This is a genomic window from Deefgea salmonis, assembly GCF_020531905.1.
Classification (GTDB): Bacteria; Pseudomonadota; Gammaproteobacteria; order Burkholderiales; family Chitinibacteraceae; genus Deefgea; species Deefgea salmonis.
Window position 1 is genome coordinate 1 of sequence record NZ_JAJAWG010000006.1, and the last position, 16,447, is coordinate 16,447.

Here is a 16,447-nt window from a genome sequence, read left to right on the forward strand (position 1 = left end):
AGCTTTTCGATGCTTAAACATCAAAATGAATCACCGAAGAAGCAAAGGCCAGAGAAAAGCCAATTCAGAACTCAAACTCCAGCAAAAACGACGATTTAATCTGCGGTTTGCTGATGGTTTAGGTAAACCCAATTTTGGGTTGATTTTCTCCGCGTCTCTGCGCCTCTGCATCAGCTTTTCGATGCTTAAACATCAAAATGAATCACCGAAGAAGCAAAGGCCAGAGAAAAGCCAATTCAGAACTCAAACTCCAGCAAAAACGACGATTTAACCTGTGGTTTGCTGATGGTTTAGGTAAACCCAATTTTGGGTTGATTTTCTCCGCGTCTCTGCGTCTCTGCGTCTCTGCGTCGGCTTTTCGATTTAAAACTTACCGTAAGGCTTTAAGCTACCGTCTTTACCAATGATTTCGACCGCAATGGTGCCGACTTTATACTCGCCCATGCCCGGTGATGTGGCGGGCATGCCCGACACCGTAATGCCTTTGGCGTTGGGTTTTTCTTTGAGCAATTTACGAATCGCATTGGCTGGCACATGGCCTTCAATGGCATAGCCTTGCATCACAATCGTATGGCAGCTTTGGGCAATATCGGTGCCGTATTGCTGCTTGATGCTTTGCATGTCTTGACGCACCACTTCTTTAATATCAAAGCCGGCGTTACGCAAATATTTCGCGTGCTCACCGCAGCAACCGCAATACGGATCTTTATACATGGTGCCGGCTGGCAAAGCGGCTAGCGCCAAGGTGGGGGCAAATAAAACTGCACTCAAAACTGCTTTTAAAGACATGGTATTTCCTTTTTTTTATGGTTCACCGCCTTGGCGCAGGCGATGGCAACGCGCCAAGACGATGAATTAATCTATTGATCTATGAATCTAAGTCACTGGGCAAACCTTTTCGCACAAGGCAAAGCAAGGCGGCACCAGTACTTTTGCCTGCCTACTTATTGAATTATTTAATCAGCACCTGCGCCATCATGCCCTGCCCTTCATGCTCCAAAATATGGCAATGGAACATCCGCAGGCCTTTATCGTGCTGCACCATTTTGAGCCGGACTTTTTCGTACGGCCGTAAATTAATGGTGTCTTGCAAAGCGCGATACGGCGCATCTTGGCGCTTACCATTGAGCTCGCTATCGAGCAGCATAAATTGCGTGCCATGAATATGAAACGGATGATCCATGTGCGAGTTATTAAACACTTCCCACACTTCAACGTCGTTCACTTTGCTGACTAAATCATTGCGATTCATATCGTAGCTTTTACCGTTGATCAAAAACGCCATGCTGTGCACGCCGTTGTCCATACTCATGGTTTCGCTAAACTCGACTTTTTTCATTGCCACGGCGCGGCCAAAATCAGCGATTTTTCGCAATGTCGCGGGTACTTTGGGCGTTGGCCCTGCGGTGAATTGCAGCGTGGCCAAAACGCGTTCAACTTCTGGCGCGACTTTGCCCATTTTTTCGCGGTTATACACCAAGGCTTTGAGCGTAGTTTTGGCGCTGCTGCCGTCACCGACAATTAATTCTGCGCGCTGGCCGGGCACCAACAATAGCTCTTCAACTACCCGTGGTTTTTCGAGCAAACCACCGTCGCTACCGACCACGGTGATTTTTTGCCCCGGTATCGCCAAGCGCAAATAGCGCGCGCTGCAGGCATTCCACACCCGCACTCGCTGACGGCCAGCAATCGTTATCACTGGTTCACGCTGACCATTAACCAGCGCAAACTGCCCTTCGCGGCCATTCATCCAGTCGTTGGCGGTGTTATCTGGAATCGACGCATCAGCCGCCAATTTAAGGTCGGAAATCACCCAATGCTGCTCGGAAAAACCCGCCAAAGGATCAGTTTTGCTACGCACAATAAATAAACCGGCTAAACCGCGATACACCTGCTCAGGCGTGTCGCCATGCGGATGCGGGTGATACCAATACGTACCAGCGCAGTTTTTTGGCAATTTAAAGCGATACATATGCTCACCGCCCGCTGGCACCGCATCATGCGGATTGCCGTCTTGCTCTGGCGGCACGGGCATGCCGTGCCAATGAATCGTTGATGCTTGCGCCAACTGATTCACAAAGCGAATTTCCACTTCGTCGCCTTCAAACGCTTCAATCAAGGGGCCGGGCACTTGGCCGTTATACAACCACATGCTGGTTTTTTTACCGGGCACTAATTCCACTTCATGCGCGGCAGCGGTCAGCGTGGCGGCCATTTTATTGGCGCTACTGCTGTTTAAAACTTTTAATGCCTGTAATGGCTGGCCCGCGGGCAAGGCCGATTCGGGCAACAAGGGCATATCGGCCACGGTTTTTAGCGGCTGCGGCATGGCGGCTGATCCACCCTGCGCAGCATGACCTTGATGCGCGGAATGGTCCATTGCGGGATCCATTCCCGCCCAAGCGGTGGGCAAGCACAGCAAAGCACCGCTGGCGCTAGAGCTAAATAAAAACTGACGTCGATTCATAAACCACCTCTAAATCACAGACTGAGCAAACAACGGCTCAATTCACAATAAACTGGGGTATTGCCATGCAAATGATTATTTATAATGCATTGATAGCAATACATCTTGAATTTAGACCATGTTCAGATTTGGTGTTGATGCTGTGCCGCGCTCGTCGAGCTGGGGCTTAAAATCCCGTCTAAGCGCACCGAGTGCGGAGAGAGACAAACGGTTTCATCGTTTGGCTCACGACAATCGAGGGCACAGCGGAGCTGGGCGCGCTCGGGTCGCCTTTCTTTTCCCCCATTTTCTTTGGCGAGTCAAAGAAAATGGGGTCCCCGTCGCGGACTGCGACTGTAAAACAATGTGCCGCAGGCACTTAAAACCATCAACACGTAATCTGAACATTGCCTGAATTTACTGATATTAAAATGGGGACTTGATGCAGCGCAGCGCGGCGATCTCGGGCATTCAACCCGATCACGCCCGCAAAACATGCGCGGCGCTAGCAGCAAAATTCAAAGCCATTTAAATCAGTAAACACGAATGACAACTGCAGCGCTACCCAGCTTTATTCAGAGCAATAAAGCGAGGACAGCGCCTAAGTCGCGCCTAAGCGCGCAGTAGAGGAGGAGGTAATAACGGTGGCCGACTTAAACCGACCTGCATGATGGCATCATGACTATTTTGAATGGTGCCAGCCGACGCCAATTGCGCTTGCGGCAACAGCATCGGCAATGCCGCAGCACAAGCGCCGCAATGACTCATTTTGGCATTACTCGCCGCATGATCATGCTGGTCTTGCTGGCATTCTGTTTTTGCTAACGGCTCAATCACCGCGTTATGGCACAGCACGGCGCCAGCCGACGGCAACTGCTTAGCCGCCGCCACATTCAGTGACAGCACCAGCGAGATCAATAGCAAAAAGAAGCAGCGGAACTTAAACATTTTTCGATCTTACACTGCGCCTTGATTTGACGGCAAGGCGCAGACCGACAAATCAAGGCGAACTCACAATATTACCGCCTACGCCGTGCGCCGTGTGGCATCGAGCAATCGCCGCGCCGCGTCTTGCGGACTCATACTGCTGTTTTTCCAGAACGCATCCACCGCGTCAAACAAGGCGCTACGCACACTGTCTTGCACCGCCATATTGTGCGCCCAAGACGGCAGCAACACTTGCTTACTGGCGGCACTGGCAAACTCACGCGCCGACTGTTTGGCGTAGTCGTCAAAGCGATTCATATTCACGTCGATGCGGGCAGGGATATTGCCTTTATACAAATTAAACACTTCCTGCCCTGCGCTACTCATCAACAGCGACACAAAGTCTTGTTGTGCCGCCGCCAAGCGTGGATCGTTTTGTTTGAACATCAATAAAGTATCGGCCGCAAAGCTGTACTCGCCGTTTTGCGTTGGCGCAGCCATACACAGATAATCAATCCCTTGCACCTTACCCGCTTGAGCAAATCCACCCTTGGCCCAATCGCCCATTAATTGCATCGCTGCCCGACCATTAATCACGTCCGCCGTGGCTAAATTCCACTCGCGCCCAGCGGCATCGGGCGTGCAATATGGTTTTAATTTACGCAAAGCTTCAAGACAGCGAATCATCACCGGCCCCGTCAATGCTGCCGAATCGAGTTGGCAAAACGCCGAATGGTAAAACGATGCGCCACCCAAACCGCAGGTAATCGCCTCAAACAAAGTGGCAATTTGCCAAGCCTGCTCACCCACGGCCAGCATTGGCGTACCCAATTGGCGCAGCTTTTCGGCCACCACAAAAAACTCATCCCAGGTTTTAGGCGCTTGCACGCCAGCGCGTTTGAGCACACTGGCATTCATCCACATCACATTCACCCGCGCCACACCCAACGGCACCGCCACATACTGGCCATTGGCCTGCAGCATTTTATCCAGCACCGCCGGCAATATGCGGTGCCAATCTTGCTGCTTCGCCACATCGTTCAAATTGGCCAAACCACCGTCTTTGGCCCAGTTTTGAATTTTCACCCCGCCAATGGCCGCCGCGGTTGGCGGATTGCCGGTAGCGATGCGCGACTTAATCGTCGCCGCAGAATGATCCCCGACCGCATCCGCCCAATGATGACCTTGCTGATTGAGTAGCGCCTTGATTTCCGACACCGCGCGCGCCTCGCTCGATGCCGCCCAGCTATGAAACACCTCAATATCGGCCAGCTTAAATTGCCCTAGCGACTTCAATAAACGCTTGGCGCGCTCATCCAAATGCTGCAAGGTATGGCTCGCTTGCTGCAACGCCGAGTCGGTGGCTTGCGTCATCACATCGAGTCGCTCAGCCGAGCTGGCCAAGGTATGCGTCGCGGAAGATTGCTCTTGGGTGGATTCGGCAATTTGCCGCACCGCCGTCACCACACTGCCCATATGTTCACGAATCCCCAACATATGCCCGCGTGCGTCTTCGGCCATGGTGACACTGTGCGCCACGCGATTGGCCGTCAGCGCCATATTGCCCACCGCGCTTTGCGTTTCGCGGCCCACCGATTCGATTTTATGCGCGATTTCTACCGTGGCATGGCTGGTGCGCTCGGCCAGTTTACGCACTTCATCGGCGACCACTGCAAAACCACGCCCCATATCGCCGGCACGTGCAGCTTCAATCGCGGCATTCAGCGCCAATAAATTGGTTTGATCGGCAATGTCTTTAATCACGCCAACAATGCCGCTAATTTCTTGCGAGCTGGCCCCCAAGCCATCCATGGTTTGGGTTAATGCCGCGACCGCTTCAGAGACTTTGCCGACTTCTTCCGACACGCGCAGTACCGAATCAGCACTCTCACTAGACAACTGCTGCGTTTGCTCAACCACATGATCCATATCGCGGGCGTGATCGGCGATGTGATTAATGCTGACGGTGATTTGCTCCACCGTCGCCGCCGATGACGCCGCATGATCAGACTGCATTCGGGTGTCTTTACCCATTTGCGCGGTCACGGCGGTCAGCTCGGACAAACCCAAAGCCAGCCCTTCCATTTCGCGCTGCACATCGCGTAGCGTGCGCTGCACTTTATCGGTGGCCGCGTTATACGCTTTAAATATGGGCCCCCATTGCGCGTCGCTATGTTCTGGCAATCGCGCACTCAAATCAGCATGATCGCTAGCATGTTGGTGCATTAAATCGCGCATCTGTGCCACAGGCGCAAACAAACGTTGCAGGCCAAAAAACACCACCGCCAGCAAAACAGCGCCCGCCAGCACCATCATCAAAGCGAGCGAAAAAAACAGTGCATTGACCGCCGCATCTTGACTTTGCCCGACCCGCCACAACACCCCCAACATCAGCAAACCGTACACCAAAGCCACTGCGGCAATAATATGATTGCGATTTAACATCGTGCAAACTCCCCTAAAACATGGCTTATATCAACCTAATCGGCACATTGAATCGTGCTCCGTAGTGGATTTGTCAGCAAATCTCATTAGCCATTGATAATACAAGCACTTTTCTTACACACACAGCAGTCATTTATGACTGTTGCATTTCAATAAACACCGGCACCACCGACAAAATAGCGCGATTACCTTGAATTGCGCGCCGCGAGACCCATTTGTTGATCACGCACCAAGGAAAATCATGCTCAACTACTTTCGTCGCAAACGCCGTGATCATTGGCTCGCCCAGCACCCGATTGACGATGCGCTGTGGTTGCCCGCCACTACCATGCCGGTGTTAAAAAACCTCAGCGTGAGTGAATTAGCGCGTTTACGTGAACTTGCCGCGTGGTTTTTACACACCAAGGTCATCCAAGCGAGCGAAGGGATTGAGTTTTCGGACCCAATGCGGGTGATTTTGGCGGCGCAAGCGGTGCTACCGATTTTAAATCTGGGTTTTGAAGCGTATGACGATTGGCAGGAAATCATTATTTACCCGCGCCCGTTTTACGCCGACCACCGCCACGTTGACGCCATCGGCGTGGTACACGAAGGCGCGCAATTGCTCGCCGGCCAAGCGCGCGGCGATGGTCCGGTGCTGTTTTCGTGGAACGACGTGATGAATGGGCCGCATTTAGACGGCTGGAATGTGGTGATTCATGAATTAGCGCACAAGCTCGACATGAAAAACGGCGGCAACGCCAATGGTTATCCAGCGCTGCACGCTGGCATGAGCGAAGCGGCATGGCAGAGTGCGTTTACCGCCGCCTTTACCGACTTAAGCAGCAAAGCCGACGCTGGCGAGCATTCAGACATTGATCTGTATGCCGCCACCAATCCGGCCGAGTGCTTTGCGGTACTGAGCGAAGTATTTTTTGAAGCGCCGCAAATCCTCCAAGCGCACTACCCCGATGTTTACACGCAAATGGTGCTGTTTTATAAACAAGACACCGCCCAAAGGCTGAGCCCCAGCCCTTACCGCCCAATCTCCCAATACAGTGAACCCAGCGCATGATCGGCCTACGCCACACCGCCCCAATCGACATCACCCACCAAGCACAACAACTGGGTATTGCCCTGTGGGATACCATCCCTGAAGGCGCTACGCATATACTGCAATGGAATACCGACCGACTCGAGTTACTCTCCATCCATGATAAAGCCATTGTGTGCGTAGACTTTGTGAAAGGCGCGGCCGCACATCGTCGCCAATTTGGCGGTGGCCGTGGGCAACCGGTTGCCAAAGCGATTGGCATTAAGGGCGAATATATACCGCGCATTTTGGACGCCACCGCCGGACTTGGCGGCGACGCCTATGTGCTAGCGAGTTTAGGCTGCAGCATGACGCTGATCGAGCGCACGCCGATTGCGTATTTACTACTGAGCGACGGCCTAAAACGCGCCGCAGCGGACGGCCAAACCGCCGAGATCGCTGCCAGAATGACGCTGCATTTTGGCGATGGCCGTGCATGGCTAACTGAGCGCGCGCAAGGCTTAGGGCCGCTGGCTGCGCAAGAGTTTGACGTGGTGTATCTAGACCCGATGTTTCCAGAACCGGGCAAACGCGCCAAATCCAAAAAAAGCATGGCCGCTTTTCAAACGCTGATCGGTGGCGACGAAGACGCCGACGCACTACTGGCGCCGGCGCGCCTGATCGCCAAAAAACGCATCATCGTCAAACGCCCCCGTCTCGCCCCACTGATGGCCGGCGCACGACCTGATTTTGTTTTTGACGGCGAAAGTACACGGTTTGATGGATATCTGCCAACCGGTGGCATTCAAAAAGAAAATAACTGATGTATTGCCCCCCGAGCCTTTACCAGCAAGACTCACCCGCCAATACGTCAACAAAAAATGTAGGGCGTATTCGCCGCGCAGCGGCAATACGCCAGCCCCTCATTCGGCGCAATCCCTTTATGACCATGCCCAATGTGCCGCAAATTAGTTTAGCCAAACAAAAAACCAACTAGACGACCGGTCTAGTCTGGTGTAGGATGCATTCATGACTTCTGAACACATCGACGTACGTCAGCATATTTTGGATACCGCCAAGCCGATTATTCTCGGCAAGGGGTTTTCGGCTGTCGGCTTGACCGAAATTTTAAGCGCTGCCGCTGTCCCCAAAGGCTCGTTTTACCATTACTTCAAATCCAAAGAAGCGTTTGGCGAAGCCTTGCTGGAGGATTATTTTGCCAATTACTGCCAGCGCTTGGATGAAATTTTTAATGTCCAAGGCTCAAACGCCGGCGAGCGGATGTTGGCGTACTGGGGCAGTTGGCTAGAAACCCAAAGCTGCGACGACCGCGATGGGCAATGCCTCACCGTAAAGTTGGCCGCCGAAGTTTCGGATTTATCTGAAAGCATGCGCGGCAGTTTAGTGCGCGGCACCCAGCAATTATTAGCCCGTATTGCTCAGTGCCTAAGCGAGGGCGAGCAAGATGGCTCAATACCCCACTTTGCCAGTACCGAACAAACCGCACTGCATTTATACGAAATTTGGTTGGGCGCGACTTTGCTCACCAAAATTCGCCGCGATCGCAGCGCGCTCGAGAGCGCGATGCTCAGCACCAAAAGCATTTTAGGCGTAAGCCCAAGCTAACCATCGAGTTCACTACTGCGGTCTTTAGGCCGCCCATGGCGAAATATTTTCCGGCGCTGCGCGCTTTACCGCGCAGCCCATCCCAACACCGCAATCAATCGCTCAAGCGATTATTTTTTAATTCAGTAACTAGACGACCAGTCTAATAAAGGCTTTATGATGACTAATTTTGAATTTTTCAATCCCACTAAAATCGTTTTTGGCAGCAACACCATCGCTCAGCTTGATCAATTGGTTCCTGCCAACGCCCGCGTGATGATTTTGCTCGGCGGCGAAAGCGCGCGTAAAAACGGCACTCTCGCTGAAGTCAAAGCCGCACTTGGCGCACGTGAAGTGCACGAATTTAACGGCATTGAGCCCAATCCCACTTACGAAACACTGATGCAAGCGGTACAGATTATTCGCGCCGAAAAAATCGACTTTCTACTGGCAGTTGGCGGCGGCTCAGTGATTGATGGCACTAAATTTATCGCCGCAGCGGTGCCTTTTGCTGGCGAGCCTTGGGATATTTTGACCCACTTTGGCGGCAACATTCAAAGCGCCTTGCCATTGGGTACCGTGTTAACGCTACCTGCCACCGGCTCAGAAATGAATCATGGCGCAGTGATTACCCAAAAAGCCACGCAAACCAAACTGCCATTTATGAATCCTTTGGTCTTTCCGCAATTTTCGATCTTGGACCCAAGCAAAACCTTCACCTTGCCCGAGCGCCAAATCGCCAATGGCGTGGTTGATGCCTTTGTCCATACCATTGAGCAATACCTGACTTACCCCGTCAATGGCATGGTGCAAGACCGCTACGCCGAAGGCCTATTACAGATCTTGATTGAAATCGGCCCAAAAATCTTAGCCAATCCACAAGACTACGATTTACGCGCCAATTTAATGTGGGCGGCCACCCAAGCGCTCAATGGCTTAATCGGTGCCGGTGTACCGCAAGATTGGTCAACGCATATGATCGGCCACGAACTGACGGCACTATTTAATATCGACCACGCCCGCACACTGGCGATCATCTTGCCGGCCAGCTTGATGCTGCGTAGCGAAAGCAAGCGCGAAAAACTATTGCAATACGCCGATCGCGTTTGGCATCTACACCACGGCAGTGAAGACGAGCGCATCGCCGCGGCGATTAAAAAAACCCGTGATTTCTTTGCAGCCATGGGTATTAAAACCAAACTAGCTGATTACGACTTAGGCCCAGCCGCCATCGACGCCGTGATTGCGCAACTCGCAGCCCACGGCATGACGCAATTGGGCGAACGCCAAGATGTCAGCCTTGAAATCAGTCGCGACATATTAACTGCCGCACTATAAACAATGGACTCAACGGCCAAGTTAACACCGATTGGCCGACTTCAACCTAAAGGATGAATAATGCACACCAATCGTCAAATCGTTTTAAATTCCCGTCCCGTAGGCGCGCCAACGCCAGCCGACTTTCGCTTAATTGAATCGGCGATACCAACGCCAGCGACGGGTGAAATCCTGCTTCGCACCACGTATCTGTCGCTAGACCCGTATATGCGTGGCCGCATGAGCGATGCCCCCTCTTACGCGCCACCGGTTGCGCTCAATGACGTGATGGTCGGCGGCACCATTGCCCGCGTTGAAGCGTCGAATAACCCGCAATTTAAAGTCGGTGATGTGGTGCTTAGCTATAGCGGCTGGCAAGACTACGCGATTTCGAACGGCGAAGGCGTGAATGTGTTACCGGCCGATATGGCGCAGCCTTCGCTGGCGCTTGGTGTTTTGGGCATGCCCGGCTTTACCGCGTATATGGGTTTACTCGATATTGGCCAACCGAAAGCGGGCGACACCGTGGTGGTGGCAGCAGCGAGCGGTGCGGTGGGCGCGATTGTCGGGCAAATTGCCAAAATCAACGGCTGCCGCGTGATTGGCATTGCGGGTGGCAAAGATAAGTGTGACTACGTCACCAATGACTTGGGTTTCGATGTTTGTATCGATCGCAAAGACGCCGATTTTGCCGCGCAACTGGCCGCAGTCTGCCCAAGCGGGATTGATGTGTATTTTGAAAGCGTCGGCGGCGCGGTGTTTGATGCCGTCTTGCCGCTACTGAATGTCGGCGCTCGCATTCCAGTTTGCGGTTTAATCGCACATTACAACGACCAGCAACTACCCGCAGGGCCAGATCGACTCGGCTTATTGATGGGCACGCTATTAAAAAAACGCATTAAGATGCAAGGCTTTATTATTTTTGATGATTACGGCCATCGTTACGGCGAATTTTTTAGTGCGATGAGTCAATGGCTTTCTGATGGCAAAATCAAATTTAAAGAAGACCTCGTTCAAGGCTTAGAAAACACCCCAGAAGCCTTTATGGGTTTACTTGAAGGCAAAAACTTCGGCAAACTCGTCGTTCGCGTCGAACAATAATCCGCCTAAAGCCAGCAATGGCTGCGACAATAAAAAACCCGCCCGATGGCATTTAGTGCATCGGGCGGGTTTTGCTTTGGCTGAAGGTATACCGCTGTACGCCTTATCACCATTACACTACAAAGCTATACCTTAAATTGCTCGACGCGACCGTTGAGTTCCAGCACCAGCGTTTTAAGCTGGCGCACCGAATTGGCGGCGCCGCCCACTTCGCGCACATTGTTTTCTGCCATGCTCGAAATGTCCTCTACATTGCGCGCAATGTGCTGCGTGGCACGACTTTGCTCTTGTGTCGCGCTTGAAATCTCGCTTACTAAAGGCTCCACTTGCGCTGAATGCTGATCTAACTGCTCAACCAACAAATCGGCTTGCTGCGCCAATTGTGCGCCCTGTCTGGCGCGCTGGCTTACCCCTACAATATTACCCACCACACTTTGCGTTTCTTGCTGGATTTTTTGAATGGTTTCGGTAATTTGCTGCGTGGACTGCCCTGTTCGCTCGGCCAATTTACGCACTTCATCGGCGACCACCGCAAAACCTCGGCCGGTTTCTCCGGCGCGCGCCGCTTCAATGGCGGCATTGAGCGCCAATAAATTGGTTTGATCGGCAATTTCACGAATCACACCGACGATTTCAGAAATCTGCAACGAGCGCTGCCCCATGCTATGCACCGCGTCCGCAGAAGCATCGATGTCGTTCGCGATTTGATGCATTTCATCGGCGGCGGCTTTCACCGCTTGCCGACCGTGGCCAGCTAACTCACGCAACTCTCGCGTCACATCCGCAGTGCCACACACATTGGCCGCCACTTGATCAATACTGGTGCTAATTTGCTCAATGGCCACCGTCACCGACGCCGCAGCGCGATGCTGCGCCACCGAGCTTTGCTCAACGGCTTGCGAAGAATTCACCAACTGATCGGTGGTTTGCGACACTTGCTGGGTGGCGCTAGATACACGCATTAATAACTGCTGCAAGCTGGCAATCAATGCATTAAAGGTGTCAGCGATTTCAGCCAAATCGCGATTGCCGCTGATTTTGACCCGCCGCGTTAAATCGCCACTAACGGCAATTTGCTGCATCGCCACACGTAAGGTATCTAAAGGCGAAGTAATACTATGGGCAATCCACAACGATGCCAGCAACAATACCGAGGCCACGACAGCCAAAGCGCCGCCGAGTAGCAAGGCGCGGCGCTGAAAAATCGCATCCAGATCGTCAATATAAATTCCCGAAGCAATCACCCAGCCCCAAGGTTGAAACAGCTTAGCGGTAGAGATTTTGGCTACTGGATTATCTTGCCCCGGTTTAGGCCACAGATAGCGAACAAACTCCACCTGCCCACTTTGCGCCGCTTTAACAAGCTCAACGACAATCGGCACGCCATTTTTGTCTTTGAGACCGGACAAATCTTTGCCCGTTAGCTCAGGTTTAATCGGATGCTGCACCATGCGGTACTGCGGATCATAAATACTGAAGTAATTGTCTTGGTCGTAACGCAGGTTTTTTAACGCCGCTTTGGCTTGCGCTTGCGCGGCTTCTTTCGACAGGATGCCGTTTTTTTCTAGTTGCCCATAATGCGCGATCACGCTGTGGCCCAGCTCAATCAGACTTAAAGTTTTGGCCTCCCGATCTTCGAGCATCGATTGCCGACTCGACAACAACATCGCAATGCCAATCCCCAACAAGCCAATCAGCGCCAAGCCGGTCAACATCCATAATTTATGCTTAATTCGCAAAGCGACATGCATCGTCAATCACTCCATCAGGCAGACCCACTCACCATAGCTGACTTAAAGTGAAACTTTCGTGAATTTTATTTGTATAGATTGCGGCTCGGTGAGTGAATGCTCGCTGACCCAGTTATTTTAATCTCGCACCGGAACTTCACTCGCGCAGCCCGCTCTACTGGATGCAAACAACATCACTGGAGTGCATCATGAGTACCGCAGAAATCGTCTTGTATGGCATGGGCGCAGCTTGCTCGATTTCGTTTTGCCAAATGCTGCTGGCGCGGCAAGACCGTATTGAATTGATTTTTATGGCTACCTGCAGCGGATTACTGCTGGTTGGTGGCGTTGCGGTTTAATACCCCGCTTTATCGCTGCGCGCGGGGTCTGCGATAAAGCCCCGCCTTGCCGCATTCTCGCCGTCCATGCTGATGGCCGTTATTTCAGCAATTCATCTGCATCAAATCGCAACACGACTCGTCTTGTTTTGTCCCCTACCTTGTCGTTTCTTGTGCTCACTTTAACGAACACCTTGTTTTACACTGTTTCTATCGCCTTCAGAATCTGTGGTTCACATCGTTAAAGGAGCAAAAATGTCCGCCTCTGCGTTGCTAGTGATTGATGTACAGCACTCTTTTTTACATATGCCTTACTTTGATGCCAGCGATCTGCCGCGCTATCAGGCCAAGCAAGTCGAACTGATTACTGCCTGCCAGCGCCAGCACATTCCGATCATCCAAATTTTGCACGTTGAACAAACCGGTCCTTTTTCTAAAGCATCCGGCTGGGTGAAACCCATGGATTTTTTACCGCCACACCACGGCCCGGTATTTGAAAAAACCGTGCATAACGCACTAATCGGCTCAGGGCTGCACGAATTCTTACAACAACGCCACATCCAGCATTTAATCATCAGCGGCATCCGCACCGAGCAATGCTGCGAAACCACGGCACGCGTGGGGTCTGATTTAGGCTACTCAATTGACTTTGTCACCGAGGCCACGCTCACTTTTGCCATGCAGCATGCCAATGGCCAATGCTTTAGCGCCAGCGAAATTAAAACGCGCACCGAGCTAGTATTAAGTGACCGATTTGCCCGAATTTGCAGTGTTGATCAGCTGGTCGCCAGCTGGCCAGCGCTCGCTCACGCACCCCGTGCGCCGGCGAAAACCAAGATCGTCAATGCGGGCATTCAGGCGTAGTGATGATTTTTGAGCGTGCCTGCATCCACTCCCCATCGGCACATCGCGCATGGGGGTATAGACTGCTCGCTTTGGGATAATTTACGTTGCAGCGCAATACATCCAATTTGGCTTTCGATTTAAACTAGCACGCTCACCACGGCTCACCACGCTGCAATCAGCGTACTCAACAAGGAACTCGTCATGCCAGCTCGTGACTTATTACTCGCCCTCGTTGTTGTTTTGACTTGGGGCTTTAATTTTGTCGTCATCAAATGGGGCTTGGTCGGCTTGCCGCCGCTACTGTTAGCCAGCTTGCGTTTTGCTGCGACGGTATTTCCGGCGGTGTTTTTCTTACGCCGCCCTAATCTGCCGTGGCGATATTTAATCGTTTACGGCCTGACTTGGGGCTTGTGTCAGTTGGGGTTTTTATTCTCGGCCATGGCCAACGGCATGCCGGCCGGTTTGGCGTCGGTGGTGTTGCAATCACAAGCTTTTTTTACGCTGATTTTTGCCGCGGTGTTCTTAAAAGAATCCTTCAAACACAGCCAACTCATTGGTCTATTGATCGCAGGCGTTGGCTTGTGGCTCATCGGCAGTAGTCACGGCCAAAGTATGACTTTGCTGGGTTTTGTGATGACGCTGCTGGGCGCGGCCGGTTGGGCCATGGGCAATGTGATTTTAAAAAAATGCAGCCAGCAAGGTCTGCAATTTGATGTCCTGCCCTTTATGGTTTGGGCCTCAATTGCACCGTTGATTGGTTTTATTGGCCTGAGTTTGTGGCTAGAAGGCCCACAAGAGATCGCCACCGCCTTACAGCATTTTTCAATGCAATCGTTATTGGCGGTACTGTATCAAGCTATTTTTGCCGCCCTTTTGGGGATGAGTTTGTGGAATTTACTCCTCAAGCGCCATCCAACCAATTTGGTTGCGCCGTTTAGTTTGCTGGTGCCTTGGGTCGGTTTAAGCGCCGCTGCGCTGCTACTGAACGAGCAATTATTGCCGCAGCAATGGTGGGGGGCGCTGCTATTAATGACTGGCTTGGTGATTAATATTTTTGGCGGGCAAATTCAGCAAATGTGGCGAGCGCGAAAACTGGCGACTCAAAACTAGCCAGCAAGGCGCGCTGGGCATTTGACGCTACGGTGGCGCTGCGCGGCATTCATCACCCGCGTCGCGTCAACACAAAATCAACGCGTCAATCCCGCGCCAGTTTAATTCATGCATAATTTATGCCTGCGTCAGTATTTTCACTCATGGCGCTGACTAGGGTCTGTTGACGTTTGGTTTGCCAACCGCGTTTGCGCGGATTTTGGCCTGAGGCAAGGCACGAAGCGCGCAGCGTAGTCATTCTACGCCAGCGCTTTGTAACGCAGCATCAGGTCAAAAGCCGCCAAACCCTGCGGGCTGGGCGTTTTTCGCGGCGACTCTGTGTTGTAGCAAGCTCGCATAGAATGACTATGCATCGCTTACTACGCCTTGATTCGCCGCGAAAATCGATCCAGCGCGGCGGAAAACCAAACGTCAACAGACCCTAACCACAAGGCCTTGCATGCTTGATTTATATTTTGTGTTAACCCCGCAATTTATGTTGCTCGATTTAGCAGGCCCCGCAGAAGCGTTTCAAATCGCCGTGCTGCATGGCGCAAATTATCAAATCAATCTGGTGTCACCACTCACTGAGCTAACCTCCTCGGTCGGGCTCAAGCAGCACCAGCTCGCGCCCTTGCCAACGCCGATTCCAGCTGGGGCGACGGTGATTTTAATTGGCGCGCAAAATTCGCTAGTCAATCTAAAAAACGCCGAATCCCAGCAAGTGGTCACTTGGCTACGCCAGTATTTTGATGCCCAGCAGCATCAACTGGCCTGCGTATGCTCAGGCAGCATGCTCGCGGCAGAAGCCGGTTTGCTCGATGGGCGGCAATGCACCACCCACCATGAAATCATTGATCGCTTACGCCAAACCGCGCCTTTAGCGCTGGTGCACGACGATCGTTTATTCGTGCAAGACGGCCCCGTCGCCACCAGCGCGGGGATTTGTTCGGGAATTGATTTGGCACTGCATTTGATTGAGCAAGATGCCGGCCCCTTGATCGCCCAAAGTGTCGCGCGCGAGATGGTGGTTTGGCTGCGCCGTAGCGGCCAAGATCCGCAACTCTCGCCTTGGCTGGCGCACCGCAATCATTTGCATCCAATGGTGCATAAAGTTCAAGATTTAATTAGTCGCCAAATCAGCGAGCGCATCACACTGCAACAAATGGCGGACTATGCCCATACCAGCAGCCGCAATTTAGCCCGCTTATTTTTGCAGCACTGCGGCATTACGCCGCATCAATATCAATTGGACATTCGCATTGCCAGCGCCCGGCAATTACTCCAGCAACCACAGTTATCGATTGAGCGCATTGCTGAACAAGCCGGTTTTGCCTCGGCACGCGACTTTCGCCGTGTTTGGCAACAGCAAACCGGCAAACTGCCCAGCGAAAGCCGTTAGCCTTTTGCGACGATGCTCGCCGCCATTTTTTTGCCCGCGCCAACGCCCGCATCGGACCCACTCAACCACCTCTTTGGTGATACGCCAGCGCCGCAGTGCCTCACAACCTTCCCAATTAAAGCCCACAAATAACGCATCGCCAAGCACCGGCTAGACTCGCGCCGCTTACACACAAAAAATCCGAGGTAT

Annotated in this window: 16 protein-coding genes; 11 read left to right on the plus strand and 5 right to left on the minus strand. The window is 52.5% G+C overall.

Annotated features, from left to right (window positions below):
• Window positions 1–271 (plus strand): hypothetical protein (locus tag LG219_RS10125; RefSeq protein ID WP_226764373.1); only part of this gene is annotated, 271 nt, incomplete at its 5' end.
• Window positions 272–363: 92 nt separating this feature from the next.
• Here LG219_RS10125 and LG219_RS10130 read toward each other — a convergent pair.
• From LG219_RS10130 to LG219_RS10145, 4 genes are all read right to left on the minus strand, one after another.
• Entirely contained in the window at window positions 364–789 is a 426-nt protein-coding gene (locus LG219_RS10130) for a DUF411 domain-containing protein (RefSeq protein WP_226764374.1), read from the minus strand.
• Window positions 790–952: 163 nt separating this feature from the next.
• Complete coding sequence (locus tag LG219_RS10135; protein WP_226764375.1) at window positions 953–2,467, minus strand: multicopper oxidase family protein; 1,515 nt, start codon at window positions 2,465–2,467, stop codon at window positions 953–955.
• 591 nt (window positions 2,468–3,058) lie between these two features.
• Window positions 3,059–3,394, minus strand: coding sequence for a hypothetical protein (locus LG219_RS10140; protein ID WP_226764376.1), 336 nt, complete (start codon window positions 3,392–3,394; stop codon window positions 3,059–3,061).
• A 78-nt stretch (window positions 3,395–3,472) separates the two neighbouring features.
• On the minus strand, window positions 3,473–5,818 hold the full coding sequence (locus tag LG219_RS10145; protein ID WP_226764377.1) for an extracellular solute-binding protein: 2,346 nt from the start codon (window positions 5,816–5,818) through the stop codon (window positions 3,473–3,475).
• 241 nt (window positions 5,819–6,059) lie between these two features.
• Between LG219_RS10145 and LG219_RS10150 the strand changes: the two genes are divergently transcribed.
• The 6 genes from LG219_RS10150 to curA all read left to right on the plus strand — a co-directional run bounded on the left by LG219_RS10150 (window position 6,060) and on the right by curA (window position 10,853).
• Complete coding sequence (locus tag LG219_RS10150) at window positions 6,060–6,872, plus strand: M90 family metallopeptidase (protein WP_226764378.1); 813 nt, start codon at window positions 6,060–6,062, stop codon at window positions 6,870–6,872.
• A complete protein-coding gene (locus LG219_RS10155; protein WP_226764379.1) occupies window positions 6,869–7,654 on the plus strand; it encodes a class I SAM-dependent methyltransferase in 786 nt (261 codons plus the stop codon). Before LG219_RS10150 ends, LG219_RS10155 begins: the two co-directional genes overlap by 4 nt.
• The gene (locus LG219_RS10160) at window positions 7,654–7,827 is read left to right on the plus strand and encodes a hypothetical protein (RefSeq protein WP_226764380.1); all 174 of its coding nucleotides are present in this window, start codon (window positions 7,654–7,656) and stop codon (window positions 7,825–7,827) included. The genes LG219_RS10155 and LG219_RS10160 overlap by 1 nt, the downstream gene beginning before the upstream one ends.
• 32 nt (window positions 7,828–7,859) lie before the next feature.
• Entirely contained in the window at window positions 7,860–8,456 is a 597-nt protein-coding gene (locus LG219_RS10165; protein WP_226764381.1) for a TetR/AcrR family transcriptional regulator, read from the plus strand.
• 159 nt (window positions 8,457–8,615) lie between these two features.
• Complete coding sequence (locus LG219_RS10170; protein ID WP_226764382.1) at window positions 8,616–9,773, plus strand: iron-containing alcohol dehydrogenase; 1,158 nt, start codon at window positions 8,616–8,618, stop codon at window positions 9,771–9,773.
• Window positions 9,774–9,833: 60 nt separating this feature from the next.
• Window positions 9,834–10,853, plus strand: a complete 1,020-nt coding sequence (curA, locus tag LG219_RS10175) for an NADPH-dependent curcumin/dihydrocurcumin reductase (RefSeq protein WP_226764383.1) — start codon at window positions 9,834–9,836, stop codon at window positions 10,851–10,853.
• Window positions 10,854–10,978: 125 nt separating this feature from the next.
• Here curA and LG219_RS10180 read toward each other — a convergent pair whose 3' ends face one another.
• Window positions 10,979–12,604 (minus strand): methyl-accepting chemotaxis protein, encoded by a 1,626-nt coding sequence (locus tag LG219_RS10180; RefSeq protein ID WP_226764384.1) that lies wholly within the window; start codon window positions 12,602–12,604, stop codon window positions 10,979–10,981.
• 188 nt (window positions 12,605–12,792) lie between these two features.
• Here LG219_RS10180 and LG219_RS10185 point away from each other — a divergent pair, with 188 nt between their 5' ends.
• The 4 genes from LG219_RS10185 to LG219_RS10200 all read left to right on the plus strand — a co-directional run bounded on the left by LG219_RS10185 (window position 12,793) and on the right by LG219_RS10200 (window position 16,258).
• On the plus strand, window positions 12,793–12,942 hold the full coding sequence (locus LG219_RS10185) for a hypothetical protein (RefSeq protein WP_226764385.1): 150 nt from the start codon (window positions 12,793–12,795) through the stop codon (window positions 12,940–12,942).
• A gap of 234 nt (window positions 12,943–13,176) precedes the next feature.
• Complete coding sequence (locus tag LG219_RS10190; protein WP_226764386.1) at window positions 13,177–13,785, plus strand: isochorismatase family protein; 609 nt, start codon at window positions 13,177–13,179, stop codon at window positions 13,783–13,785.
• Window positions 13,786–13,968: 183 nt separating this feature from the next.
• Window positions 13,969–14,877, plus strand: coding sequence for an EamA family transporter (locus tag LG219_RS10195; RefSeq protein WP_226764387.1), 909 nt, complete (start codon window positions 13,969–13,971; stop codon window positions 14,875–14,877).
• Between the two features lie 439 nt (window positions 14,878–15,316).
• Window positions 15,317–16,258 carry a GlxA family transcriptional regulator gene (locus tag LG219_RS10200; RefSeq protein ID WP_226764388.1) on the plus strand — a complete coding sequence of 314 codons (942 nt, stop codon included), beginning with the start codon at window positions 15,317–15,319 and terminating at the stop codon, window positions 16,256–16,258.
• Window positions 16,259–16,447: the final 189 nt, after the last annotated feature.